Origin of the sequence: Neptunomonas qingdaonensis, from assembly GCF_900113275.1 — a bacterium.
GTDB lineage: Bacteria > Pseudomonadota > Gammaproteobacteria > Pseudomonadales > Balneatricaceae > Neptunomonas > Neptunomonas qingdaonensis.
Map to the genome: position 1 here is coordinate 35,956 of NZ_FOOU01000017.1, position 24,941 is coordinate 60,896.

25 protein-coding genes are annotated in these 24,941 nt (G+C 47.3%); 20 read left to right on the forward strand and 5 right to left on the reverse strand.

Going from position 1 to position 24,941, the window contains the following annotated elements:
• The 11 genes from lspA (at window position 1) to thiO (ending at window position 9,440) form a co-directional block, all read left to right on the forward strand.
• A complete protein-coding gene (gene lspA, locus BM099_RS18045) occupies window positions 1-546 on the forward strand; it encodes a signal peptidase II (RefSeq protein ID WP_090730264.1) in 546 nt (181 codons plus the stop codon).
• Complete coding sequence (locus tag BM099_RS18050) at window positions 543-986, forward strand: FKBP-type peptidyl-prolyl cis-trans isomerase (protein WP_090730267.1); 444 nt, start codon at window positions 543-545, stop codon at window positions 984-986. Before lspA ends, BM099_RS18050 begins: the two co-directional genes overlap by 4 nt.
• A 309-nt stretch (window positions 987-1,295) precedes the next feature.
• Window positions 1,296-1,793, forward strand: coding sequence for a GspH/FimT family pseudopilin (locus BM099_RS18055; RefSeq protein ID WP_090730270.1), 498 nt, complete (start codon window positions 1,296-1,298; stop codon window positions 1,791-1,793).
• 51 nt (window positions 1,794-1,844) lie between these two features.
• Entirely contained in the window at window positions 1,845-2,312 is a 468-nt protein-coding gene (gene pilV, locus BM099_RS18060; protein WP_177201224.1) for a type IV pilus modification protein PilV, read from the forward strand.
• Entirely contained in the window at window positions 2,309-3,025 is a 717-nt protein-coding gene (locus tag BM099_RS18065; RefSeq protein ID WP_177201225.1) for a PilW family protein, read from the forward strand. The genes pilV and BM099_RS18065 overlap by 4 nt, the downstream gene beginning before the upstream one ends.
• Window positions 3,026-3,045: 20 nt before the next feature.
• Window positions 3,046-3,648, forward strand: a complete 603-nt coding sequence (locus BM099_RS18070) for a pilus assembly PilX family protein (protein ID WP_177201226.1) — start codon at window positions 3,046-3,048, stop codon at window positions 3,646-3,648.
• Window positions 3,649-3,660: 12 nt separating this feature from the next.
• The gene (locus BM099_RS18075; RefSeq protein ID WP_090730281.1) at window positions 3,661-6,957 is read left to right on the forward strand and encodes a pilus assembly protein; all 3,297 of its coding nucleotides are present in this window, start codon (window positions 3,661-3,663) and stop codon (window positions 6,955-6,957) included.
• Between the two features lie 11 nt (window positions 6,958-6,968).
• Window positions 6,969-7,289: a hypothetical protein gene (locus BM099_RS18080; protein ID WP_090730283.1), complete on the forward strand. Its 321-nt coding sequence runs from the start codon at window positions 6,969-6,971 to the stop codon at window positions 7,287-7,289.
• A 5-nt stretch (window positions 7,290-7,294) separates the two neighbouring features.
• On the forward strand, window positions 7,295-7,705 hold the full coding sequence (locus tag BM099_RS18085) for a type IV pilin protein (protein ID WP_090730286.1): 411 nt from the start codon (window positions 7,295-7,297) through the stop codon (window positions 7,703-7,705).
• Window positions 7,706-7,760: 55 nt separating this feature from the next.
• Window positions 7,761-8,303, forward strand: coding sequence for a GspH/FimT family pseudopilin (locus tag BM099_RS18090; RefSeq protein WP_090730356.1), 543 nt, complete (start codon window positions 7,761-7,763; stop codon window positions 8,301-8,303).
• Window positions 8,304-8,348: 45 nt separating this feature from the next.
• On the forward strand, window positions 8,349-9,440 hold the full coding sequence (gene thiO, locus BM099_RS18095) for a glycine oxidase ThiO (protein WP_090730288.1): 1,092 nt from the start codon (window positions 8,349-8,351) through the stop codon (window positions 9,438-9,440).
• A 22-nt stretch (window positions 9,441-9,462) separates the two neighbouring features.
• Here the strand turns inward: thiO and nadE are convergent, their stop codons facing one another.
• A complete protein-coding gene (gene nadE / locus BM099_RS18100; RefSeq protein ID WP_090730290.1) occupies window positions 9,463-10,296 on the reverse strand; it encodes an ammonia-dependent NAD(+) synthetase in 834 nt (277 codons plus the stop codon).
• 69 nt (window positions 10,297-10,365) lie between these two features.
• The gene (locus tag BM099_RS18105) at window positions 10,366-11,298 is read right to left on the reverse strand and encodes an outer membrane protein assembly factor BamD (RefSeq protein ID WP_090730292.1); all 933 of its coding nucleotides are present in this window, start codon (window positions 11,296-11,298) and stop codon (window positions 10,366-10,368) included.
• A 144-nt stretch (window positions 11,299-11,442) separates the two neighbouring features.
• Between BM099_RS18105 and rluD the strand changes: the two genes are divergently transcribed.
• Entirely contained in the window at window positions 11,443-12,414 is a 972-nt protein-coding gene (rluD, locus tag BM099_RS18110; protein ID WP_090730294.1) for a 23S rRNA pseudouridine(1911/1915/1917) synthase RluD, read from the forward strand.
• A 14-nt stretch (window positions 12,415-12,428) separates the two neighbouring features.
• Window positions 12,429-13,172: a peptidoglycan editing factor PgeF gene (gene pgeF, locus BM099_RS18115; protein WP_232349029.1), complete on the forward strand. Its 744-nt coding sequence runs from the start codon at window positions 12,429-12,431 to the stop codon at window positions 13,170-13,172.
• A gap of 42 nt (window positions 13,173-13,214) precedes the next feature.
• On the opposite strand, the gene BM099_RS18120 is transcribed toward pgeF, so the two are convergent.
• A complete protein-coding gene (locus BM099_RS18120; RefSeq protein ID WP_090730296.1) occupies window positions 13,215-13,682 on the reverse strand; it encodes an Lrp/AsnC family transcriptional regulator in 468 nt (155 codons plus the stop codon).
• A gap of 105 nt (window positions 13,683-13,787) precedes the next feature.
• On the opposite strand from BM099_RS18120, the gene BM099_RS18125 reads away from it, so the two are divergent.
• From BM099_RS18125 to tdh, 3 genes are all read left to right on the forward strand, one after another.
• Window positions 13,788-14,843 (forward strand): PLP-dependent cysteine synthase family protein, encoded by a 1,056-nt coding sequence (locus BM099_RS18125; RefSeq protein WP_090730298.1) that lies wholly within the window; start codon window positions 13,788-13,790, stop codon window positions 14,841-14,843.
• Window positions 14,844-14,953: 110 nt separating this feature from the next.
• On the forward strand, window positions 14,954-16,144 hold the full coding sequence (locus tag BM099_RS18130) for a glycine C-acetyltransferase (protein WP_090730307.1): 1,191 nt from the start codon (window positions 14,954-14,956) through the stop codon (window positions 16,142-16,144).
• A gap of 11 nt (window positions 16,145-16,155) precedes the next feature.
• Window positions 16,156-17,184 (forward strand): L-threonine 3-dehydrogenase, encoded by a 1,029-nt coding sequence (gene tdh / locus BM099_RS18135; protein WP_090730310.1) that lies wholly within the window; start codon window positions 16,156-16,158, stop codon window positions 17,182-17,184.
• A 13-nt stretch (window positions 17,185-17,197) separates the two neighbouring features.
• Here tdh and BM099_RS18140 read toward each other — a convergent pair whose 3' ends face one another.
• A complete protein-coding gene (locus BM099_RS18140; protein ID WP_177201227.1) occupies window positions 17,198-17,752 on the reverse strand; it encodes a helix-turn-helix domain-containing protein in 555 nt (184 codons plus the stop codon).
• A gap of 219 nt (window positions 17,753-17,971) precedes the next feature.
• Between BM099_RS18140 and BM099_RS18145 the strand changes: the two genes are divergently transcribed.
• The 4 genes from BM099_RS18145 (at window position 17,972) to BM099_RS18160 (ending at window position 23,921) form a co-directional block, all read left to right on the forward strand.
• On the forward strand, window positions 17,972-18,208 hold the full coding sequence (locus tag BM099_RS18145) for a FeoA family protein (RefSeq protein ID WP_090730314.1): 237 nt from the start codon (window positions 17,972-17,974) through the stop codon (window positions 18,206-18,208).
• Between the two features lie 5 nt (window positions 18,209-18,213).
• On the forward strand, window positions 18,214-20,187 hold the full coding sequence (gene feoB, locus BM099_RS18150) for a ferrous iron transport protein B (protein WP_090730316.1): 1,974 nt from the start codon (window positions 18,214-18,216) through the stop codon (window positions 20,185-20,187).
• Between the two features lie 176 nt (window positions 20,188-20,363).
• Entirely contained in the window at window positions 20,364-22,943 is a 2,580-nt protein-coding gene (clpB, locus tag BM099_RS18155) for an ATP-dependent chaperone ClpB (protein WP_090730317.1), read from the forward strand.
• Between the two features lie 198 nt (window positions 22,944-23,141).
• Window positions 23,142-23,921 carry a response regulator gene (locus BM099_RS18160; protein WP_090730319.1) on the forward strand — a complete coding sequence of 260 codons (780 nt, stop codon included), beginning with the start codon at window positions 23,142-23,144 and terminating at the stop codon, window positions 23,919-23,921.
• Here the strand turns inward: BM099_RS18160 and BM099_RS18165 are convergent.
• Complete coding sequence (locus BM099_RS18165) at window positions 23,918-24,940, reverse strand: NAD-dependent epimerase (protein ID WP_090730321.1); 1,023 nt, start codon at window positions 24,938-24,940, stop codon at window positions 23,918-23,920. The two genes, BM099_RS18160 and BM099_RS18165, sit on opposite strands and share 4 nt — an antisense overlap.
• Window position 24,941 lies beyond the last annotated feature (1 nt).

Below are 24,941 nucleotides of genomic sequence, written 5' to 3' on the forward strand. Positions count from 1 at the left end.
ATGACGAAACTGGTAACAGGAAGCACGTTGGGTTCATTAAAATGGTTGTGGCTAACTGTATTTGTGTTAGCGGCTGATCTGCTGAGTAAGAAACTGGCACAGCAATGGCTGGATTATGGTGTGCCACATTCACTATTCAGCGGATTAGATATGACGCTGCTCTATAACACGGGCGCGGCATTTAGTTTTTTATCTGAAGCAGGCGGTTGGCAGCGTTGGTTATTTGTTGCTATTGCCGTGTTGATTAGTGGTGTGCTGGTTGTCTGGCTGAAACGTACCGATAAGCGTCAGTGGTGGCTGGGTATGGGCTTGGCTCTGATACTTGGCGGCGCATTGGGAAATCTGCATGACCGCATTTTGTTGGGTTATGTTGTCGATTTCATATCTGTCTATTATCAGACAAGCTTCTTTCCGGCGTTTAATTTAGCGGATAGTGCGATCACGCTTGGTGCAGCCATTATGATTATTGATATGCTGTTTTTGGAAAAGCAGAATGAAGATGCTAATGGTGAGCCAGAAGAGCATCCCGACCGGAGAAAAACATGACTGAGCAAATAATTGAACAACTGCAAATAGGTCCTGAAAAAACCATCACATTACACTTTGAAATAAGGTTGCAGAGTGGTGATGTGGTGGACAGTAATTTCAAGGGGCAGCCGGCGACTTTCACTATTGGTGACGGTAATATGCTGGCTGGATTTGAAGCCGCAATTTTTGGTCTGAAAGCAGGTGATCGCCAAACCTTTCAAATTACGCCTGAACACGGATTTGGTATGCCTAATCCGAGTAATATTCAAAAAGTAGGGCGTGAAAACTTTGCTGATATGGAGCTTGAATCAGGCTTGGTTGTCGCCTTTCAGGATGCCAGTGGCGAACTGCCGGGTGTTGTTGTTTCATTTGATGAAAAAAATGTTGCTGTTGATTTCAATCATCCACTGGCAGGCAAAACCCTGGAGTTTGAAGTCGAAATACTTGAAGTGCTTTAAAGAGGTGCTTTAAAGCGCTGTTTTAAGAAGTAGTTGAAATGCCTCTTAGCTGTTATCTGCTGTTATGTAAGTTAGACAAGGATTGTCTTCCCTCCTCATGCTATAAAACTCCTGCTGTTTTTTACTTTCTGTCGAAAATGGCCACATTCATTTTTTAGCCTATACTATTATTGCTGCTGTGTTTAGATTTTCTACAGTAAGCAAACAGTAGCACGTTACGTGTTTGAATTTGAATGAAATCTTCATGGAAAGAAGATTAGCCAAGACAACGGATTGTTAATGCTCCAGTACAGATAAATATATAATTATATGAAGCGAAACCTTGGTTTTACACTCGTTGAATTAATGGTGACTTTGGCTGTTTTAGTGATATTGATCAGTATAGCCATCCCTAGTTTTATGAACATGATTCAGAATAGCCGCTCAGCTGCTTTAGCCAATAGCATTGTTATTGCATTGAATGTGGCACGTAGCGAGGCAGTCAAAAGAAATGCCTTGGTGAACCTTTGTCCCAGTAGTGATGGCGCAACCTGTATGGCGGCGCCACTCGACTGGAGCGTAGGCTGGATTGTCCAGCAAAATGCTGGAGCGACTTTGCAGGTTTGGGATGCACCGGATGCGGGTGCCGTGATTGCTCAAACGGGCGGCGCGGCGGCCATTCAGTTTGATGGCAGTGGGTTGATGAGGCTGCCGGCGGCGGCGGTCACTATTAATAGCCGCTACCCTAACTGTACAGGGCAGCAAGCCAGACAGCTACAGATCAGTATTACGGGACGCGTTAGTGTAACGCGGGTGGCTTGTCCATAGAGTAACTATCTGAATGGATATATGAACGGATATATGAACGGTTATGTGAAAATGAAAAAAAACAAACAAGCCGGGTCTAGCTTAATAGAGGTGCTGATTACCGTTTTAGTGTTGTCGGTAGGTTTGCTGGGTATGGCGACACTACAGTTTGATGCAGTGAAGTTAAACCATGATTCCTTTTTACGTTCTCAGGCGGTTAATTTGGCTTACGATATGTCTGATCGTATCAGAGTAAACAGATCGGGAGCGAATGCTGGAGATTACGCTATCGCAATTGCTGCAGCACCACCCTCAGCCGTTGATACACCTGCTACTCCTGCTGAAATAGCCGATTCAGATATGAACATTTGGTTAAATAACTTAGCCTCAGAGCTTCCCTCTGGTGATGGAAGTATTGCGTACCGGACGGATGGCAATGTTAATCAGTTTGGAGATGAGTTTACCGTACAGGTTTGCTGGGATGAAAGTCGCGGAAATGGTGCCCCATTAACATGCTTCAGTTTTGTGACAGGTTTATGATGAGAAACAGGCCTTTTGAACATGTGCGCAGTGCAGAGAGAGGTTTTTCTCTGATTGAGTTAATGATCTCGATGGTATTAGGGCTGGTATTGATTACCGGCGTTATCAATCTCTTTTTGGCTTCTAGTCAAACCTATAGATTGCAGGACGCTATGTTTCGAGTACAAGAGTCTGGGCGGTTTGCTCTGGATTTTGTGTTAAGGGATTTAAGGTCGGCAGGATTCCAGAATGTACTGCCAACGAACACTTTCAGAAATACCAGCATTCAGGCAGTTGAGGGATTTCTACCTGCCGCAGCGGCTCCGCTTGGTGATGTTAAGGATGATGTCACTAGTGAAGCATTAAAAATATTTTCGACAGGTATCGCAGGTGGTGATGTTTATTACTATGTCGCGCCTGATGTTGGTGGAAGGCTAACATTGTTTCGAAATTTAAGTGCAGTTGTTGAAGGTGTCGAAGATGTTGCGTTTCTTTATGGAGTCGATACATCAGGTGATCGGCAGGCGGATAGCTTTTTGGCTCTTGGTGCTGTGACTGCTGCGCAATGGAGCGATGTTGTGGCTGTCAGAGTTAGCTTTTTAGTCGCTAGCAACGATGCGGGTGTCGTTGAAGCTGTGCAAGCCCCGCCAGCGCCGTTTGCCAGTATTCCTTCGGATAGACGTATGTATCAGGCATTCACGTCAACGGTTGCTTTACGTAACAAAATGCCATAATGGAAAACGGCCCAACGCATATGAATAAAAAACTACAAAATATTAGCGGATGGAAGCGTCAGCAAGGTGCTGCGTTGATAGTAGGCATGGTCATGATGCTGGTATTAACAATTATTGGTTTAAGTGCAATGCAAGGCACTGCAATGCAAGAAAAAATGAGCGGTAACATGCGTGATGCAAATTTGGCGTTGCAGGCGGGTGAAGCCGCGCTACGGTATGTAGAGGAAGGATATTTAAAGAGTCTGGATGATTTGGACGTCGGTAAGCCCTACGGAAGTTGTGCCGCTAATTGTCAAATTATTAACTCCTCAGATGCAACCACGTTGCCGGCCTCAGATAATGCTGCCTGGGATACCCAATCGATTAATTTTGGAAGTCTAAATGCCCCAAATGGTAATGTTATATCAGCCCCTGCAGGCTCAGAAATAAACACCAGTCATTTCCATTCTGTACCTTCTTTCGTGGTTGAATATGTGTCGTATAAAACGGATTCATATGATATCGGAGGAGGTGTTGTAGAGGATACGGGGAGCGCATTGTATCGCAATACCATTAAAGCACGGGGTGGCTCGGAAAATTCCGAAGTTTTACTGGAAACTATTTTTGCGCGTCGTTTCAGATAAAAGGAGGTTGTGATGAATAAATATAATCAAGTGCTGATGCCGGTTGCATTTTGTGCAGCTGTTTTTTTACCGGTTAAATTATATGCGGCAAATGATTTATCACTGGCAGAAGCCCCTTTGCTTGTTACAACGACAGTGCAACCCAACGTAATGTTGCTGTTGGATAACTCCGGGAGTATGGAAAACGTTGTTTGGTATCCGGGCGGTGTAATCGGTGGCGTTACCTACGCCGGGTATGATGATAGTGTGACTTATGATGATTGGAACTGGAATACTAACACGACCTATACTCCTCTGAATGATGGTAATGGGGACTGTAACGGAGACTCGGTTCGAGGCTTAAGAGGCGGTAATATCCGCTGTTTAATTCTACCGGATCCTGAAGGCGATAGTACCCGCTACAAAGGTAATTATCTTAATTACCTGTTTGTCACATTTGGGGTGAATGGCACAGCAAATACCGAAGATTTAACCGCATCCTTTGATGCAAAATACCAACAATCAAGGCTGCAAACCGTTCAAACCGTAGCCAAAGCGGTGACCGCAGCGACCAACACGAAAATGCGATTTGGTTTAGCAAAATTAGCTACGCTGGATGTTGGTGGAAATAACAATAAAGGCGGCACTGTTGTGAGTGCCTGCCAGCCAAATCAAAATTTAGATACTGCTATAGATGCTTTGACCCCGTCAACCTGGACGCCACTATCTGAAGCGCTATATGAAGTCACACGTTATTTCAGAGGTCTTGATCCCTTTTATTCAGCTGGAAGCTTTCCTAAGTGGGATGGCACTCATGTGAGTCCTATTGAATACCGATGCCAAAAGAACTTTACCATAGTGCTGACCGATGGTCTGCCAACCTATGATATGGAGTTTCCAGGTAGTGCTGATGACGACGATATTCCAACCGGAAGAAGCGTTCAAAACTGGGATGAAAATAGTGCAAATGATGGTCCTCAAGGAACAAGTGATGGAGATCAGCAAGATGAAGGCAATAGCCTTTATCTGGACGATATAGCCAAGTTTGCCTGGGATACTGATTTCAAAACAGCTGCTGATGGTAATGATGTTACCTCTGTCAGTTATCAGGATCCGGCATTTGAAAAGCAAAACATGCATACCTATACCGTCGGATTTGCTGTGGATAATCAGATGCTGCAGCATGCTGCGGAAGGTTTGCCCGCTGTGGATGGGGTGTCTGCTGCTGTGCCTTATGGCCATGGTCACTATTATACGGCAACGGACTCAGATGGGCTTACGGATGCACTCCTGGCCGCGTTTGCCGATATTGCAAAAAAAACAGGCTCCTCTTCATCTGCAGCGGCCAATACAGGAAGAGTACAGTCTGGTTCTCGGGCTTATCAGGCCCGCTTTAATAGTACGGACTGGTCTGGGCAGTTACTCGCATTTGAAATTGAATCCGACGCAACAGAGGCGGCGTATGGGGATGTGTTGACAGATGGTGCTGGTCCAAGCGGCTCTGAGTTTGATGCGGGAGAAAGTATCCCGGATTGGGATAGTCGAATTATTATAACCAATAAACTTGATACGTCGGTGAGTCCTTCCGTAGAGACAGGCTATAGATTCAGTTGGGATCAATTTACAGCGGCAGAGAAAACAGCTTATTTTGACGATCAGGAGGCAGTGCTGGAGTATTTGCGCGGCAGGAACGATAGTGCTGTTAGCGCTTACAGAGCACGCACTTCTATCTTAGGTGATATAGTCAGCTCCTCGCCTTACTTTGTCGGCAAGCCATCAGCGCGTTACCCTGAAACCTGGGGTGTGACCGGTAAAAGATATTCTGATTTTAAAGACTCGTTTGCTACAACACCGCGGCAAAATTTACTTTATGTAGGTGCTAATGATGGCATGCTACATGCTTTTGATGCCGATACCGGTGTTGAAAAAATGGCGTATATACCCGGTTCAGTATTGCCTAAATTGAAGGCGCTGGCCGATCCTGATTATGCGCATGATTTTTATGTGGATGGGTCGCCGACAGTGGTTGATGCCTATGATGCAACCACGGCTGCGTGGAAAACAGTATTAATAGGTGGGCTTAATAAAGGGGGCCAGGCTATTTACGCATTGGACATTACCAATCCGAGTACCTTTTCTGAGGCTAATGCCAACTCGATTTTCATGTGGGAATTTACCGATCAAGAAGATGCTGATTTAGGTTATACCTATAGCAGGCCTAAAATTGTGAAGTTACAAGATGGTCAATGGTACGCCATCTTCGGCAATGGCTATAACAGTACTGAAACAGATGGCCAAGCAAGTAGCAGTGGTGATGCCGTCATCTACATTGTTAATTTGTTTGACGGCACGCTAAAAAAGAAAATATCAACGAATGTGGGTGTCGCTGAAGACCCTGCTAATGCCAGTCGGCCGAATGGATTTGCTACGGTAACCCCGGTTGATGTGGACGGCGACCAAGTGGCGGATTTTGTTTATGGCGGAGATCTGTTCGGCAATGTATGGAAGTTTACTTTGGATAGCTCAAGCTCAGTAGATTGGGCGCTTGATTATAAGTTATTCTCTGCTTGTAGTGCTAATACTTGCACTTCCTCTAATGTTCAGCCGATTACCACGCCTGTTACTATCGGACGGCCTAAATATGGTACAGATCCAATGGTTTACTTTGGCACCGGTAAGTATTTAGAGACAACAGATAATAACGGCTCATTAGGCGGGATACAGAGCTTTTATGCTATTCATGATGAAGGTGCCGTTGTGCTCCGGTCTGCGTTATTACAGCAGAGTATTCTTGATGAATCATCAGTCACAGTGACAAATAAAAATGGCACACCTAATGATGCCAGCGATGATTATTCAGAAGACGTACCCTTGCGTAAAACATCAAATCTATATATGGCTTCTCATAAAGGCTGGTATTTAGATTTTGTACCTCCGCAAGGGGAACGTGGCGAACGATTGGTATCGGCACCAGCATTAAGAGGGGGGCGTGTACTTTTCGTGACTAACATTCCGGCTAATGATCCCTGCTCGCCAGGGGGGGATAGTTGGTTAATGTCACTTGATGCCTTTAGTGGCGGTCGTTTAATCAATACCTATGACATCGATAATAGTGGCTCGTTTGGCGCTGGAGATAGGGTCTATACTGATGCGGGAAGCCAAATAGTTGCTAGCGGTATTAAAGTTGGATCTGGAGGTAATGCTCCTAGTTTCATGCCTGGCAGTGATACAGATAAAGCTATTATTTCCGGTAACGATCAATTGGAAACATACGATGTTTATGGAGGGGATGATGTCAATCGCCAAAGTTGGCAGCAAATTACACGTTAGGAGTTGTTAAAATGCAGAAATTATATCGTTTGCTGTTTTCTATAGTATTTGTACTAACGGCTGTGGTCGCGCTTCCTATACAAGCCAGTGAATCAGGAAAACATAACAGTAAAGTCATTAATGATGTTCAAGGGGTGATCGAGAGTAAAGGCAAAAATGAGATCGTCATTGATGGTGTGAAATATAAGGTTGCATCGCACGCAAAGATTCGGGAAGGGGAGTCTGCTCTTCGCTTGCGCCATCTATTGATTGGCGCCGATATTGAGTTTGATTATAAGACGAAGAACAAAAGTGCGCCCGTTATTACGTCTATTAGCGTTATTATGAAGTGAATCATATGAAATCAAAGCAAAAGGGTTTTACCCTTATCGAACTGATGATCGTCGTCGCCATTGTCGGTATATTGGCTGCCATTGCTTACCCGAGTTATCAACAGTATGTGTTGCGTTCGTGGCGCACCACCGCGAGTGGATGTGTACTTTCTCTGGCGCAAAGCATGGAGCGCCAATTTACAGCAAATATGACGTATTCAGCGGCAGTGCCTGTGAGTGGCTGTACCACTGAAAATGGTATGGCAGCAAGATATACCATAGGGCTATCGGCATCGGGTGCAACTGCTACGGCTTATACTATTCAGGCGCAACCGCAAGGCGCCCAAGCCGCAGATACGCAATGTGGCACGATTAGTATTAATCAAATAGGTACGCGGGCTGAAACGGGTACAGGGAGTGTGCAAGACTGCTGGTAGAAGCATTTTAATTACAATTAATGATTTTGGCTAAGGATAGCCTGAGGACAAAAATATGCACAGGGAAGCGCATTATAAGTCGTTGCATTCGCAATTCGGCTTCACATTGATTGAGTTAATGGTCGCGTTGGCTGTTTCCTTAATTCTCATTGTTATCGGCATACCTTCATGGACACACATTTTGGCGCGTAGTGATGTTACATCAACCTCATTAGCCATTCGTGCTGGTTTGTCTATTGCCCGATCAGAGGCGGTAAAGCGTGGTGCGAGTGTCCAGGTGTGTAGTCTTGATAATGTATTGACACAATGTGCAGGTCATGTGGGTATAGGTCGATTGATGTGGGGTAACGGGTTTATCGTATTTCAGGATGTGGATAAGGATCGGGTCTATACCGCTGGGACCGATGAGCTATTGAACCTTACTCACTTTAGTGAGCCTGTAGACATAGATTGGGGACGAGGGCATTATTTAATTTATGCGCCCAGTGGTCGTCTGCAAATGGGTAACAGCTCATTTCATATCAAGCATTTAGCTTCTTCTCTTGAACGACATCTGATACTTAACAATGTGGGGCGGGTGCGTTCAACGGATATTTAAAATACACTAGCGGGCTTCTTTCTCTTCAAATCATCAGGTGCAGGAATGAGTGATTTTGTGATTGTCGGTGCAGGTGTGATCGGTATGATGCTGGCGCGTGAGCTAATGCAGGCCGGTGCTACGGTTTCGCTGGTGGATCGTTCAGCATGCGCACAGGAGGCGACGTGGGCGGGTGGTGGTATTGTTTCACCTTTATATCCATGGCGTTATTCTGATCCGGTAACTCAGTTGGCAACCTGGTCGCAAAGTAGTTATCTGCATCTGTCACAGGACCTGATCGAAGAAACCGGTTGTGATCCTGAGCTTCGTCAAAAAGGTATGTATATGGTGGATGTTGAGGATGAGCAAGACGCCTTGAGTTGGGCTGCACAGTTTAACCGGCCGATGAGTAAGGTGGGAGCCTCTCATCTTTATGCTCGGGAAGCTAATTTTTGTAGAGGCTATCAAAGTGCGTTGTGGATGCCGGAAGTATGCAGCATTCGCAATCCTCGTTTAGGCAAGTCATTAAGAGCCAGCTTGGAAAAATCACCCCGTGTGACCTTGTATGAACATCACGATGTGCACCACTTACTGTTAGATAACGATAAGGTTCATGGTGTGAGAACTGCACAAGGCGATATTAACGGCGGAAAAACCATTATCACTGCCGGTGCCTGGAGTGCTGAGTTACTGAAGCCGTTGGATATTAACTTGCCAGTTGAGCCTGTTAAGGGGCAGATGATGATCTTTAAAACCCCGGTGGGTACGGTTAATCGCGTCATCCTGATGGCGGGGCGTTATGTGATTCCGCGTAATGATGGTCGTGTTTTGGTCGGATCCACCCTGGAAAGAGAAGGGTTTGATAAACACACCACGCAGGGTGCTTATCAATCTTTACACCAGACAGCTATTCAGATCATTCCTGCGTTAGCCAAATGCGAAGTTGAGCATCATTGGGCCGGGTTGCGGCCAGGGTCGCCTGAAGGAATTCCGTTTATTGGTGATGTGCCGGGTGTTGCTGGTCTGGCGGTTAATGCGGGCCAATATCGTAATGGACTGGTTTTAGCGCCCGCATCGACGCGTATGCATGCGGATATGTTACTCGGACGTGAGCCTGTCGTGAATCCTGCGGCTTATCAGTTGGAAGGGCGTATTTAACCCTTCCTGCCCGCAAGGTCGGTTAATCGTAGATGGTTGGGATGGCGTTGCGCTTATGCTGGGTTTTCAGGTAGATGCTGATTAGTTTTTCCTGTATCTGCGTATCTACGTTTTTTCCTTCCAGGAAATCATCGATATTTTCGTAGGTTAGTCCTAGCGCATGCTCATCGGCTTTTTGCGGGACAAGGCATTCCAGGTCGGCGGTTGGTATTTTATGGACTAAGCTTTCTGGGGCACCGAGTTCCATCGCGAGCTGGCGTACCTGACGTTTACTCAGGCCAAACAACGGCGCCAGATCGCATGCTCCATCTCCCCATTTAGTATAAAAACCGGTGATGTTTTCCGCTGAGTGGTCGGTTCCCAGCACTAAGCCGCCAACAATACCCGCGATTTCATACTGGGCGATCATGCGTGCTCTGGCTTTTACGTTGCCTTTAGCGAAGTCGATGGCGGCTTCGCTGGCATTTAATAGCCGGCTTTCATGCAATGATGCGGTGACTTCTTGATGCAGGCCATCCGCGCCCGGCTTTACATTAACCGTCAGGGTTTCTGTCGGTTTTATAAAGGACAGCGCATGTTGAGCATCCACTTCATCATGCTGTGTGCCATAGGGTAGGCGCACAGCGATAAACGCAAAATGATTTGAGCCCGTTTCTGAGTTGAGTTCATCAACGGCTAATTGGGCTAATCTGCCACACGTGGAGGAGTCGACACCCCCGCTGATACCTAACACCAGATGTTTGAGTCCGGAGGCACGTAAACGCTCTTTAATAAAACCAATACGTCGTGCGATTTCAAACCCTGGCTCTATTTCAGGGATAACTCGCATCTCTTTAATGATGTCATTAGCATTCATCGCGCTTAGGTTCCTTTCTTAATTATTTGGGCTTAATTACTCGCAAGTAACAACTACTAAAATAGTGTATTACTCAAATACACCAAAGGTAATCCTGTCAAACCAGGATCTTTCTGTTTTTTCCGTCTTATCCTGCGTAACACCAGCGTTACTGTTAACTGTAGGACGTGATGGAGGAGTGGCGGCTGCATCGCTGCTGCCAAGTAGCCCGAAAGTGGCTGTTTCCAATAACGTCTTATTTTCTTTACGATAGGTTTTCAGGTCATAATCTGGGTAGTTTGTCAGTAAAACATCACGCGCACTGTTTGCCAGATCCGTCATACCCAGTTCGGTGTACGCCTGATACATAACGGCAAGCGCCTGAGGCGTTGCCGAGGTGTTTTGTAAATTCTCTACGACATATCGCCCGCGATTGGCCGCGGCGACAAAGGCACCGCGTTTCATATAAAAACGGGCAACATTGACTTCATAGGTCGCCAGCCGGTTTTTCAGGAAGATCATGCGCTTATTGGCATCAGGTGCATATTTGCTGTCCGGATAGCGATTCAGCAGTGTCGAAAAGCTTTCGAAAGAGGAGAGAGCGGCGCCAGGATCGCGGCGTGTAATATCGATGGGCAAGTAGCGCTCAAAGAATGTTCTGTCTTGCTCGAAGGCTGTCAGGCCCTTGAGGTAATAGGCGTAATCGATATTTTCATGCGATGGGTGCAGACGAATAAAGCGGTCAGCGGATGCACTGGCAGCTTCCGGTTCATAGTTCTTATGGTACGCGTAAATCAGTTCTAGCTGTGCTTGCTCTGAGTAACGCCCAAACGGATAGCGAGCTTCTAATAGCTGCAGTTTATCTACCGCTAACTGGTAATCAGCCTTTTCCAACGCCGCGATTGATTCTTCATATAATTGTTGTTCCGGAATATCCGGTTGCTCCTTATCGCCACCAAACCATGAACAGCCCGAAGCGAGAATGCAAAGAGTGACGATGCCAACGATTTTTACCAAGCGCATGTAATAAATCCTGATATTCCACGTATCCGATTCTCGGCGTAACTCGCCGTATCGGGTATACTGAGCCAAAATGCTTAATTAACGGTCTATTTAACCATAACCTGAAGCTAAGCAAAATCATCAGCGCTACAGATCGGTATATTGATGTCAGAAAAGATTGAATTAGAAGTGGTGGTCCCCGGTGAATTAACCGGAAAACGTCTTGATCAGGTGGTTGCGCAACTGTTTTCAGAATACTCACGCTCACGCCTGCAGTCCTGGATTAAAGATGGTTTTGTGACGGTGGATGGTAAACACGCAAAAATCCGTGAAAAACTCTACGGTGGTGAGCGTATCCGGGTGGACGCGACGGTTGAGCCGATAGAGAGCCATGCCGCCGAAAATATTCCGTTGGATATTGTCTATGAGGACGATGATATTCTGGTTGTTAATAAGCCGGCAGGGTTGGTGGTGCATCCGGCAGTCGGGCACCGGTCAGGTACCTTGCTAAATGCTTTGTTACATCACTTTCCTGATATAGCTTTAGTGCCGCGTGCCGGTATTGTGCATCGACTGGATATGGATACGACCGGTTTAATGGTGGTAGCCAAGACGATTCAGGCGCAGACAGAGTTGGTGTGTCAGTTGCAGGATCGTTCGATGGGGCGCGAGTATGAAGCCATAGTGCTCGGTGTTATGACCGGCGGCGGTTGTGTTGATGAGCCGATGGGACGTCACACAAAAAACCGCCTTAAAATGGCGGTCATTCGTGGTGGTAAAGAAGCGGTGACACATTACCGTGTTTTGGAAAAGCTACGTGTGCATACTCACTTGCGATTAAAGTTGGAGACAGGGCGCACGCACCAGATACGCGTGCATATGGCCCACATTAATTACCCTTTAGTGGGTGATCAGCTGTATGGCGGTCGTTTCCGTATGCCAAAAGGTGCCAGTGAAGAGACACAAGTCGTGTTGCAGGGCTTTAAACGTCAGGCCTTACATGCTAAAAAACTTGAATTGTGGCACCCTGCCACAAGAGAACAGATGTCCTGGGAAGTCGATCTGCCAGAAGATTTCCAGCAACTGCTGGCTGCGTTGCAGCAAGACAGTAAAGATTATGAAGATGACGATTTTTAGATGCGAATTTCTAGATGAGTGATGCTTCTATGCAGTTAATTAAGCCGTGCTGGGAGGCTCCCGGGCAGATTCAAGTGATATCCACCACTCGCTTCGGGGGTGTTAGCCAAGCGCCTTATGATGCTTTGAATCTGGGCGATCATGTGGGTGATCAGCCGGCTGCCGTCGCATTAAACCGATCACGACTGTTAGATGAGATTGGTGTTCAGAATGCTCAATGGCTGACTCAGGTGCATGGTACCGGATGCGTTGAAGCAAAACCTGATGGTTTGATCCATGAAGCCGATGCGTGCTGGACAGATCAGGCAGGCCTGGCGTGTGTCATTATGACGGCGGATTGTTTACCGGTTGTCCTTACTGATGGTAACAAAGTCGCCGCCGCTCATGCCGGTTGGCGAGGGCTGGCGGATGGCGTTTTAGAAACCACATTGGCGCAGTTTTCGGGCTCTGAGGTTTATGTCTGGTTAGGGCCTGCTATCGGGCCTGATGCATTTGAGGTGGGTGAAGAGGTCAGGCAGCAGTTCTGTGATCATCTGCCGTCATCAGCTGAATGCTTCAGAGCTTCTGTAAATAATGGTAAATGGTTGGCGGATCTCTATCAGTTAGCCAGATTGCGTTTGCTACGTGCCGGTGTGCAGCACATTAGCGGAGGCAACTTTTGTACTTACTCTGATCCGGCGCAATTTTTCTCTTATCGACGTGAGCAGCAGACTGGGCGCATGGCGACCCTGATCTGGAAAACTGAGATTGATGGTTAATTTATCGAAAGGCTTTAGTACTCTGCTAAGCCTCTCTTAAGATCAGATCGGCAATGCCGTCGTATATTTAATTTGCTCCATAGCAAAACTGGAAGTGACATCACTCAAATCGGGTGTTTCTTCTACTAAGCGTTTATAAAATCGATCAAAGGCGGCGATATCTGCGACAACAATGCGCATCAGATAATCGTATTCTCCGCTCATTCGGTAAAACTCGGCCACTTCATCGTAGTGCGCTATTTTTTCTGCGAAGTTCACATACCAGGCATGCGAATGGTTACGTGTTTTGATATGCACGAATACCGAAACATTTAATCCCACTTTGGCCGGATCAAGTAACACGACTTGTTTTCGGATTACACCTGCATCCTGTAGTTTTTGTACTCTGCGCCAGCAGGGAGTTGACGATAGGTTCACGCGTGCTGCTAACTCTGTAATACCAAGTTCGGCATTGTCTTGTAGCTCACGCAGTATTTGGCGATCTGTAGAATCAATTTTTATATTATTCATAAAATTAGAATTAATTTCTATTTATGTGAGTATTTAAGGAAATAATAACAGTATTTTTCTCGACTGACTCCTGCATAATCTAGCTTTAAAAAAGGAGAAGGTGCTATGAGTCAGAATCATTGGGTCGCCAACGCAATACGTCTAATTGAAGCAGACTATAATCGTTCTGCTGATACTCATCTGATTAAGCTGGATATGTCGGTTTTTCCTGATATTGATATCTATTTAAAAGACGAATCTACGCACCCGACCGGTAGTTTAAAGCACCGTTTGGCCCGCTCGCTGTTTCTCTATGCGCTGTGTAATGGCTGGATTAAGCAAGGCACTCCGGTCATCGAAGCCTCATCAGGCAGTACTGCGATCTCTGAAGCATATTTTGCAAGGCTGCTTGGTTTGCCCTTTATCGCCGTGGTGCCTGAGGGAACGGCGCTACGAAAAATGCGACAAATTGCTTTCTACGGTGGGCAATGTCACCAAGTCGCGGCATCTAATGTGTGTCAGGCAGCGGCAGATATGGCGCACGAAATGGGTGGCCACTTTATGGATCAGTTTACTTACGCAGAACGAGCCACCGACTGGCGTGGTAACAATAACATTGCAGAATCGATCTTTCGCCAGATGAGCGCGGAACGTTATCCTCAGCCGAGCTGGATCGTTATGAGTGCCGGGACGGGCGGAACCTCAGCGACGATTGGTCGGTACTTGCGATATCAGCAGTGCTGGCAACAACCGTCGCAGCTGTGTGTCGTAGATCCGGAGAACTCTGTATTTTTCGATTATTTCAATACAGGTGATAAATCCTTATCGATTCAACAAGGTTCGCGTATAGAGGGTATAGGGCGACCTCGGGTAGAGCCCTCTTTTTCTGCCGCTGTGATTGATCGCATGTTGCAGGTAGAAGGTAGTGAAAGTCTGGCGGCGGCACATTTTTTATCCGCTAAATTGGGACGGTTAGTGGGCGGCTCGACGGGCACAAATTTTGTGGGTGTGTTGACGTTGGCTGAAGAGATGAAGCAGCGTGATGAACGGGGGAGTATCGTAACCTTATTATGTGATGGGGGCGAGCGCTATCAAGATAGCTATTTTAATGATGAGTGGCTGGCGCAACGTGGATTTAATGTGGCAGAAAGAGTAAAACAGTTAGAAGAGCTTTATGAATAGTCTTTTATATTGGATTTTTTTACAGAATAAAATCAATCCTGGCTATTAATCGACTATTTTATTCTGTTATAGTGGATTTTATTCCAATATTAAGGTTTTTCGGGGGTGGCATGAAACGTTCAGACTTTCTGCAGCAATTGGCTGCACAGGCCGATCAGTTAAAGAGTGAAGGGTTATATAAAGCTGAGCGAGAGATTGTTTCTCCGCAGTCATCGCATATTCGTCTGCGCGATGGCAGTGATGTCATCAACTTTTGCGCCAATAACTATTTGGGGCTGGCGAACAATCCTGAACTGATCAGCGCGGCCAAGCAGGGCTTAGATGAGCATGGTTTTGGTATGTCATCGGTACGTTTTATATGCGGGACTCAGGACATTCACAAGCAACTCGAAGCCGCACTAAGCCAGTTTCTGGGAATGGAGGATTCCATTCTTTATTCGTCCTGTTTTGATGCCAATGGCGGGCTGTTCGAGACCCTGTTGGGTGAAGAGGACGCGATTATCAGTGATGCCTTGAATCATGCCAGTATTATTGATGGTGTGCGTTTGAGTAAAGCGCGCCGATTACGTTATGCGAATAATAACCTGGCTGAATTGGAGCAATGCCTGCAACAGTCACAGGATGCTCGTGTCAGATTAATTGCGACAGACGGCGTGTTTTCGATGGATGGTGTGATAGCCAACCTGCAAGGGATCTGTGATCTGGCTGATAAGTATAATGCGCTGGTAATGGTTGATGATTCGCATGCCGTTGGTTTTGTCGGAGAACATGGACGCGGCAGTCATGAATACTGCCAGGTAATGGGCCGTGTCGACATTATTACCGGTACTCTGGGTAAGGCCTTAGGCGGAGCTTCTGGTGGTTACACCGCCGCAAAGCGTGAAGTCGTTGAATGGCTGCGGCAGCGCTCAAGGCCTTATCTGTTTTCCAACTCTGTAGCCCCTTCTATTGTTCAGGCGACATTGAAAGCGCTGGAGCTGGTCGGGCAGGGTGGCGACCTGCGTCAGCAGCTTAATAGCAATGCTGATTATTTCAGAACACAAATGGAGCGTGCCGGTTTTACGATGGCCGGGAGTGGCCATGCCATCATTCCGGTGATGATAGGTGATGCGGCGCTGGCATCGGAGCTGTCGAATCGCTTACTCCAGGAGGGTATCTACGTGGTCGGATTCTCTTTTCCGGTCGTACCTAAAGGGCAGGCGAGAATTCGTACACAGATGTCGGCTGCACATAGCCGCGAGCAATTGGATCAGGCTATTGATGCCTTTACGCGGATTGGCCGCGAGCTGGGAATTATCTGAGGAGAGATGGCATGAAAGCGCTGGCAAAACTTTATCCACAGGAAGGGATCTGGTTACATGAAACGGATAAACCGGCAGTAGGCCATAACGACTTGTTAATAAAAATTCGTAAAACCGCCATCTGTGGTACCGATGTACATATTTATAACTGGGATGAATGGTCACAGAAAACCATTCCAGTACCGATGACGGTGGGCCATGAGTATGTGGGCACGGTGGTCGAGATTGGTTGTGAAGTCGAGGGGTTCACGGTGGGTGACCGGGTTTCGGGTGAGGGACACATCACTTGTGGTCATTGTCGAAACTGTCGGGCGGGGCGGCGTCACCTCTGCCGAAATACGCAGGGTGTGGGTGTGAATCGTTCGGGATCCTTTGCTGAATACTTATCACTGCCGGCGGTGAATGCTTTTAAAATCCCCGATAATATATCGGATGACTTTGCCGCTATTTTTGACCCGTTCGGCAATGCGGTGCATACCGCATTGTCATTTGATCTGGTGGGTGAGGATGTGCTGATTACCGGTGCGGGGCCGATTGGCATTATGGCGGCGGCAGTCGCACGTCATGTTGGTGCTCGTCATGTAGTACTGACCGATATCAATGACTATCGTTTATCGCTGGCCAATAAAATGGGAGTCGTACATACCGTTAATGTTGCCGAGCAATCTCTGCAAGACAAAATGTCAGAGTTGCAGATGACCGAAGGCTTCGATGTTGGTTTAGAGATGTCGGGTGCGCCGCCCGCCTTTCGCTCTATGCTGGATGTGATGAATCATGGCGGAAAAGTGGCCATGTTAGGTATCCCTTCCGGTGATATGGCCATTGACTGGACTAAGGTGATTTTTAAAGGACTGATTCTGAAAGGGATATACGGCAGAGAGATGTTCGAAACCTGGTATAAAATGGCCAGCATTATTCAATCAGGGCTGGATCTTACCCCGATTATTACACATCACTTCCCACTGGAAGATTTCCAGCAGGGGTTTGATGTAATGCGCTCAGGTGCTTCGGGTAAGGTCATACTCGATTGGCCTGAATGAGTGAGTCAATACTTTAGCGCTTATGCACGACCAGAAATGCCCGGGCAGTGATGCTTCCCGGATTTTTTATGCAATGTTGAATATCGGCTGGGTAGCGTAACGTATCGCCTAATGATCCGGTTTCACTGACCTCTTCGCGCTCAGCTCTCAGTTCAGCTCTTAACTCAACTCTCATCTGGCCTTCAATCACAGACAGGTGCTCCTGAGTACCGCGCACATGTGCTTCAGATTCCAGTTGGCTGCCCGGTTGAATGATGAGCTGATACCACTCAAATTCAGTGGCGGTGTCTACCGGGTTTAAAGCAATGAGCTCACACCCCTTATCTTTACTGCGCATTCTAGGGGTATTGATCGCGTTTTGCCGTTCGATAACCGGAGGCGGATTTTCGCTGCTGTTATGTGCCAGCTCATCAATGCTGACGCCCAGTGCCTGGGTAATATTCCACAGGTTAGTGAAAGTCGGATTGGCATTGCCGCGCTCTATTTCGGAGAGCATGGAGCGGGACACATTAGAAAGCTCTGCCAGTTGCAATAGATTGAGTCCCAGGGCTTTGCGGCGCTGCTTCATGGCCGCTCCAAGGTTAGGTGTGCTTCTGTGACTTACGGACAATTCCTGCATCCTCATAAAAGATAGCGCTTATGATAAAACACTCGAAGGTATTTGTCCTTAATCAACAGGGGCGATCTGGTCAGGCGTGAATTAGATAAGTTTGATATAAGTCATATATTGATAAGCGAACAAAGAGGATAATCATTCTCATTATCTTCTAATGAGAGGTGTTGTGACGTGACACTTGATTCTTTAACACGTGGTCAGCGGTGTGAAATTCTGAATATTGCAGGCCCGGACGCATTGCGACAACGTTTGGCAACGCTAGGGGTTTTGCGCGGGCAGAGCATTCAGCTTGCTGCCGTCTCCCCTTGGGGAAACCCAAGAGTTTATCGGTTGGGGCGACAGCAGATATGTCTACGCAATGAAGAAGCAGTCTATATTACGGTAACGGATCAAGGTAACGGACGGTGAATAACATGCATTTTACGGTTGCGTTGGTGGGGAATCCTAACTGTGGCAAAACCTCTTTGTTTAACCTGCTGACGGGCGCCCGGCAGCGAACCGGTAACATGGCCGGCGTCACAGTCGATGTTAAACAGGGAGCGCGTGAGCATAAAGGGCTAACCCTGACCTTTGTTGACCTGCCTGGCATCTATTCGTTAAGCCAAAATAGGGTTGAGGAGCGGGTCGCACGCGATTATCTGTTGAATACTCCCCCTGATTTTGTGCTGAATGTTTTGGATGCCAGTCATCTATCACGCCATTTGGCGTTAACGACTCAGCTATTGGAGCAGGGCCTGCCCACCATGCTGGCATTGAATATGATGGATGAAGCGGCGCGTCTGCGTTGTGTCCCCGATATTAAACAGTTATCGAAACAGCTGGGTGTGCCGGTGTTGCCCAGTGATGGACGCAAATCTGCTGCGATCGAGCCTCTGTTGGATCAACTGGTAGCCTCCTTGTTAGCCAACCATCAGCATCAGGCATCACTGATAACCACCTGTAGTGCGCTGATGATTAATTATGAGCCTCATGTCGAACAAGCCATACAGCAACTGACTCAGAAAAATATATCACGTTGGCAGGCTGTGCAGAGTTTAGAGGCCGCAGGCGATGTCGGTTTTCCAATATCAGAGGAGGTGCGGCAAACGCTATCGGATCAATTAACACTGTTGGCGCAAAGGCATGATGAAACGGCTACTGAACTGATTACCGCCGGTCGTTATGGGTACATTCATGGACTGTTTCATGAAATAGATGAAGCCCATATTGATATAAGTCGGTTGGATACCTGGTTAGATGCGATAACGCTCAACCGTTGGTTGGGTTTGCCGCTGTTCTTTTTTGCGTTATGGCTTATTTTTGAAGCGACATTCACCTTGGGTGCTTACCCTGCTGACTGGATTGATCAGACGGTAGGGTTGATCGGCGAAGGAGTGACACATTGGCTACCTGATACGCTGTTTCGTAATGTTATTACGGATGGCTTACTGGCTGGAGTCGGAGGGGTTTTAGTTTTTTTACCGAATGTGGTGTTGTTGTTTTTATTTATAGCGATACTTGAGCAAAGTGGATATATGGCACGCGCTGCTTTTCTGACAGATCGGGTGATGAGCAAAGTCGGCTTACATGGCAAGGCGTTTGTGCCGCTGGTCATGGGTTTTGGCTGTAATGTACCGGCGATTATGGCAACGCGGACTATTGAGGAGCCCAGGGCGCGCTTGATTACCATTTTGATCAATCCCTTTATGAGCTGCTCGGCACGTTTGCCGGTATATGTTCTATTGGCAGGGATCTTCTTTGCAGATAATGCAGGCAGTGCACTTTTTGGCATACATATGCTGGGGATTATGGTTGCCTTTGTTATTGCCGCGCTTTTATCTCGCTGGTTGCCGGCGCAGCCAAATGAGATTTTTATCATGGAACTGCCGCCTTGGCGCTGGCCCTCCTTCCGCTCGCTGATGATGCATGTGTGGGATAAAGTACAGGATTTTCTACATAAGGTAGGGGGTGTGATTCTGGTCGGTTCGATGGCTGTTTGGGTGTTACAAACGTTTCCTATGCAGGGCGAAATGTCATTTCTGGAGCAGCTCGGACGCTGGATGGCACCGCTTTTTGCCCCTTTAGGCTTTCAGTGGCAGGAAACCGTTGCGCTGCTGTCGGGCTTTCTTGCAAAAGAGGTCATTGCGGCAACGCTGGCTATGGTTTATCAGGTGAACGCAGAAGATATGGGTGGTTTGCAGTTAGCGATGCAAGCGGGCTTAGCGCCGGCTGCAGGTTTAGCCTTGATGGTGTTTACCTTGCTCTACATGCCTTGTCTGGCTACGTTGGCAGTGATACGGCGGGAAACCGGTAGCTGGCGTTGGGCTGCACTCTCTATTTTCTCAGGGTTAGTGCTGGCGTGGTTGGGTGGATGGATGGCATTTAATCTGGGTGGGTTGTTTTTCTAAGGGTGGGTACTCTTTAATTTGCGTCAACTTGCGCCTTAAATTTTGTTGATCTGGGTCACATCTGGTTAATTATTAAGCATCACGGGCTTGAATCGGACGAGTAATAACCCCATATCAGATGCAAAGAGACAGCAGTCACGTCCTAATGATGGCTGCTTACAAGGAGAAAATTATCTATGCGGCCCGATAAATTTACATCAAAACTTCAGGATGCCTTAGGTGAAGCGCAATCGTTAGCTGTGGGTAAGGATCATAACCATATAGAGCCTATTCATTTACTAGCGGCTTTTCTGCAACAGCAGGATAGTTCCGTTCGTCCATTGCTGTCACAGGCCGGTGCTGCGCTTCCGCAGCTTGCTCGCAGTGTGGGTGAAGCGCTGGATCGTTTGCCACAAGTACAAAGCCCGGATGGCGAGATCCGTCTGTCACAGAATATGGCACGTATCTTTAATCTGACGGATAAACTTGCACAAAAGCGTGGCGATCAATTTATCGCCAGTGAGCTGATTGTATTAGCGATGGTTGATGATAAAAGCGATGTCGGCAAGGTATTACGTGATGCCGGTGTCACTAAACAATCATTAGAAGAGGCGATCAATAATATGCGTGGCGGTGATAGTGTTAATGATCCTAATGCTGAAGGGAGTCGTCAGGCATTAGATAAGTATTGTGTTGATCTCACCGAGCAGGCAGAGCTGGGTAAACTGGACCCGGTGATTGGTCGTGACGATGAAATTCGCCGTACCATTCAGGTGCTGCAGCGTCGTACTAAAAACAACCCGGTTCTTATCGGGGAGCCGGGTGTAGGTAAAACAGCCATTGTTGAAGGCTTGGCGCAACGTATTGTCAATGGGGAAGTGCCCGAAGGCCTGAAGCGTAAAAAAGTGCTTTCACTGGATATGGGGTCGTTAATTGCCGGTGCAAAATTCCGTGGTGAATTTGAAGAGCGTCTCAAAGCGGTACTGAACGAGCTGTCTAAACAGGAAGGTCAGATCATTCTCTTTATTGATGAGCTACATACCATGGTCGGTGCCGGTAAAGGCGAAGGCGCCATGGATGCCGGCAATATGCTCAAGCCTGCGTTAGCACGTGGTGAACTGCATTGTGTCGGTGCGACGACGCTGGATGAGTATCGACAGTATGTAGAGAAAGATGCTGCGCTGGAGCGTCGTTTCCAGAAAGTCATAGTAGATGAACCTACAGAAGAAGATACTGTTGCCATTTTGCGTGGTTTGAAGCAGCGCTATGAAGTTCATCATGGTGTAGAAATTACTGACTCTGCGATTATCGCGGCGGCGAAACTATCACAGCGCTATATTACGGATCGTCAGTTACCAGATAAGGCGATCGATCTGATCGATGAGGCCGGTTCGCGTATTCGCATGGAAATGGACTCAAAACCAGAAGATCTGGATCGTCTCGAACGTCGTCTGATTCAGCTGAAAATGGAACGTGAGGCGCTGAAAAAAGAGAAAGATGAGGCGGCCCGTAAGCGGTTGGATGAGCTGGAAAAAACCATTGCGACGCTTGAACGTGAATTCGCCGATCTGGATGATATCTGGAAAGCGGAAAAAGCGGCCTTGCAGGGCTCTCAGAAGGTCAATGAGGCGTTAGATCAGGCCTTAGTAGAGTTGGAGCAGGTGAAGCGATCCGGGGATCTGGCGAAAGCCTCTGAGCTGCAATATGGGATCATCCCTGAATTGAAAAAGCAGCTGGCTGCTGCCAGTGAAGCGGAAGAAACGGGCCAGGAAAGTAATAAACTGCTGCGCAATAAAGTGACCGAAGAAGAGGTGGCTGAAGTTGTCGCGCGTTGGACAGGTATCCCTGTTAGTAAAATGCTGGAAGGTGAGCGCGAAAAACTGTTGCGTATGGAAGATGCGCTGCATGATCGGGTTGTTGGCCAGAGTGAAGCGGTTATTGCTGTCTCCAATGCCGTGCGACGTTCGCGTGCCGGTTTATCTGATCCAAACCGCCCTAATGGTAGTTTTCTGTTTCTCGGCCCAACCGGTGTGGGTAAAACCGAGCTGTGTAAAGCATTGGCCAATTACCTGTTCGACACTGACGATGCGATGGTGCGCATTGATATGTCCGAGTTTATGGAGAAACACTCAGTTGCCCGCTTGATTGGTGCACCTCCGGGCTATGTCGGCTACGAAGAAGGAGGCTATCTGACCGAAGCCGTTCGTCGTAAACCTTATTCGGTATTGTTGTTGGATGAGGTGGAGAAAGCACATCCTGATGTCTTCAATATCCTGTTGCAAGTGTTAGAGGATGGCCGTTTAACCGATGGTCAGGGCCGTACGGTTGATTTCAGAAATACTATTGTTGTTATGACCTCTAACCTTGGGTCGCATCTGATACAGAGTTTCAGTGATGACGACGATTACGATCTGATGAAAAGAGCGGTGATGGAAGAAGTGGGTTCCCACTTCCGTCCTGAAGTGATCAATCGTATTGATGAAGTGGTGGTATTCCATAGTCTGCGCAAAGATCAGGTGGCAGGTATTGCGACTATCCAGTTGGAGCGTTTACGCCAGCGTTTGGCGGAACGGGATTTAACCTTGACCCTGACATCGACAGCGCTCGACAAGCTGGTGGAAGTAGGATTCGAGCCTATCTATGGTGCGCGTCCGTTGAAACGAGCGATTCAGCAATGGATAGAAAACCCATTGGCGCAGGCTTTACTGGCGGGTAAATATCTGCCGGGGACTGAGATAGCCGTGGATGTCGAGGCGGGAGAGTTTGTGTTCCGCTAAACTCTTCATAGGGGAATAATAGGGAAATAATCGAGGAATATTGCAGGTTCTGCTAAGCCCGTCATCGTGACGGGCTTTTTTTTGTGTTTTCTAAATACTGGAGAATACGCAGGTTATGGCCTATTTTAATCTTACTGACCGAGCATCTGTCAGTGAGTTTCCTGTTTTGCGGTTCGGCCCGTTTTTAGAGAGTAGTAGATGAAGAGTCTGAAAGTATTAATCGTTGATGATGCTAAGTTTATTTGTGAACTCGTCACTAAAATAGTCAGTGATGCATTTCCTGAAGCAACGGTTAAAGCAGCGTTTAATGGCGAAGAAGCACAGGTATTACTGACGTCAGGTGCGTTTGATATCATTTTGTGTGATTGGGAGATGCCCAAAATGAGTGGCTTGGAAGTGCTGAAATGGACGCGTGCACAACCCCGATATAAAACGGTTCCGTTTGTCATGGTGACTAGCCGGGGTGAGCGTGAATATGTCCTTAAGGCAATTCATGCGGGTGTTAATGATTATCTGGGCAAACCGTTTTCAAAAGAGCAGCTTATACAGAAAATAAATAAAGTGTTGCATAAGCAGAAAGCACCGGATGTGATCCAGCAGGCTAAGGCCGCTAAAATGTTGGCAGAGGAACAGCAGGAAAATGTACCGCCATCCAGGAGTGTGCTCAAGCCTAAGGGAATGGCGTATCTGCGGGTGGGGGATCAGGTGTACAAATGTGCGATTAAAGATATGAGCCTGAAAGATGTGCTGGTGGTTGTTAAAAATGAGGGTGAATTCCCTCAGGTGCTGGATCAGGCGGTTATTGATATTGAGCAGTTATCGGGTGACAGTGTGGCACGTGTGAATGGATTTATTCAGATGGTGGAGGCTGCCGACGTGCATATTAACTCTGCTTTTATCAATATCAGGATCACCCTGGTAGATGATGATCCTGATAAAATGGCGCACCTTTCTAAATATATTGCCAGTGTCCGCTAGACTTTGTCATAGCCCTTGTCAGAGTCTTTGTAATAGTCCCTGTACCATTCAATAAACAGACGAACTCCCTCTTCAATGGGGGTGTCTGGCGTAAATCCCGTGGCTTTGCTGAGCGCATCGATATCGGCAAATGTTTCAACGACATCACCTGCTTGCATCGGCAAATACTCTTTAACGGCAGCTGTACCTAATGATGTTTCAATCTGCTGGATAAAGTACTCCAGCTCGACTGGCTGGTTATTGCCAATATTGAAAATCTTATAGGGCGCAGCGCTTTCGTCGGTTTGCCCATCCCATTGTGTGTTGGCTTGCGGAATGATGTTCTGGATGCGAACAATGCCCTCAACAATATCATCGATATAGGTGAAATCCCGACGCATTTTTCCGTAGTTGAATACCTTAATAGGCCTTCCTTCAGAAATGGCACTGGCGAATAGCATGGGGGCCATATCCGGGCGTCCCCAAGGGCCATAGACAGTAAAGAAGCGTAAGCCTGTCGTCGGAATGTTATACAGGTGTGAATAGCTATGAGCCATCAGCTCGTTGCTTTTTTTGGTGGCCGCATACAAGGAGGCCGGATGATCAACGCCGTCGGTGGTTGAGAACGGAATTTTAGTATTGGTGCCGTAAACAGAACTGGAGGAGGCATAGATCAAATGTTCTATAGCAAAGTGACGGCAGCATTCCAGTATGACCAGCATGCCTAACAAATTAGAACTGGCGTAATCAAAGGGCTGATTAATAGAGTGTCGGACACCGGCCTGTGCGCCTAGATGAATGACACGTTGAATCGCTTCTTCTTTAAATATCTGTTCAACACCTTCTTTATCCGCAAGATCACATTTGTAAAAAGTGAAGTCGGAAAAAGGCTTTAGCAATTCAAGGCGATCTAATTTGAGTTGAGGGTCATAATAATCGTTCAAATTATCCAGACCAACGACCTGATGCCCTTCTTTGAGCAGGCGCTGTGCGACGTGAAAGCCGATAAAACCTGCTGCACCTGTGACCAGAAAACGCATC

Bases quoted from the DNA above. Each gene is read 5' to 3' on its own strand.
- thiO (WP_090730288.1), top strand. From the start codon at position 8,349: ATGAGTGATTTTGTGATTGTCGGTGCAGGTGTGATCGGTATGATGCTG.
- BM099_RS18065 (WP_177201225.1), top strand. From the start codon at position 2,309: ATGATGAGAAACAGGCCTTTTGAACATGTGCGCAGTGCAGAGAGAGGT.
- BM099_RS18050 (WP_090730267.1), top strand. From the start codon at position 543: ATGACTGAGCAAATAATTGAACAACTGCAAATAGGTCCTGAAAAAACC.
- BM099_RS18075 (WP_090730281.1), top strand. From the start codon at position 3,661: ATGAATAAATATAATCAAGTGCTGATGCCGGTTGCATTTTGTGCAGCT.
- tdh (WP_090730310.1), top strand. From the start codon at position 16,156: ATGAAAGCGCTGGCAAAACTTTATCCACAGGAAGGGATCTGGTTACAT.
- nadE (WP_090730290.1), bottom strand. From the start codon at position 10,296: ATGAATGCTAATGACATCATTAAAGAGATGCGAGTTATCCCTGAAATA.
- BM099_RS18140 (WP_177201227.1), bottom strand. From the start codon at position 17,752: ATGAAGCAGCGCCGCAAAGCCCTGGGACTCAATCTATTGCAACTGGCA.
- BM099_RS18120 (WP_090730296.1), bottom strand. From the start codon at position 13,682: ATGAATAATATAAAAATTGATTCTACAGATCGCCAAATACTGCGTGAG.
- feoB (WP_090730316.1), top strand. From the start codon at position 18,214: ATGCATTTTACGGTTGCGTTGGTGGGGAATCCTAACTGTGGCAAAACC.
- BM099_RS18055 (WP_090730270.1), top strand. From the start codon at position 1,296: ATGAAGCGAAACCTTGGTTTTACACTCGTTGAATTAATGGTGACTTTG.
- BM099_RS18130 (WP_090730307.1), top strand. From the start codon at position 14,954: ATGAAACGTTCAGACTTTCTGCAGCAATTGGCTGCACAGGCCGATCAG.
- pgeF (WP_232349029.1), top strand. From the start codon at position 12,429: ATGAGTGATGCTTCTATGCAGTTAATTAAGCCGTGCTGGGAGGCTCCC.
- lspA (WP_090730264.1), top strand. From the start codon at position 1: ATGACGAAACTGGTAACAGGAAGCACGTTGGGTTCATTAAAATGGTTG.
- BM099_RS18160 (WP_090730319.1), top strand. From the start codon at position 23,142: ATGAAGAGTCTGAAAGTATTAATCGTTGATGATGCTAAGTTTATTTGT.
- BM099_RS18165 (WP_090730321.1), bottom strand. From the start codon at position 24,940: ATGCGTTTTCTGGTCACAGGTGCAGCAGGTTTTATCGGCTTTCACGTC.
- rluD (WP_090730294.1), top strand. From the start codon at position 11,443: ATGTCAGAAAAGATTGAATTAGAAGTGGTGGTCCCCGGTGAATTAACC.
- BM099_RS18125 (WP_090730298.1), top strand. From the start codon at position 13,788: ATGAGTCAGAATCATTGGGTCGCCAACGCAATACGTCTAATTGAAGCA.
- BM099_RS18090 (WP_090730356.1), top strand. From the start codon at position 7,761: ATGCACAGGGAAGCGCATTATAAGTCGTTGCATTCGCAATTCGGCTTC.
- pilV (WP_177201224.1), top strand. From the start codon at position 1,845: ATGAAAAAAAACAAACAAGCCGGGTCTAGCTTAATAGAGGTGCTGATT.
- BM099_RS18085 (WP_090730286.1), top strand. From the start codon at position 7,295: ATGAAATCAAAGCAAAAGGGTTTTACCCTTATCGAACTGATGATCGTC.
- BM099_RS18080 (WP_090730283.1), top strand. From the start codon at position 6,969: ATGCAGAAATTATATCGTTTGCTGTTTTCTATAGTATTTGTACTAACG.
- clpB (WP_090730317.1), top strand. From the start codon at position 20,364: ATGCGGCCCGATAAATTTACATCAAAACTTCAGGATGCCTTAGGTGAA.
- BM099_RS18105 (WP_090730292.1), bottom strand. From the start codon at position 11,298: ATGCGCTTGGTAAAAATCGTTGGCATCGTCACTCTTTGCATTCTCGCT.
- BM099_RS18070 (WP_177201226.1), top strand. From the start codon at position 3,046: ATGAATAAAAAACTACAAAATATTAGCGGATGGAAGCGTCAGCAAGGT.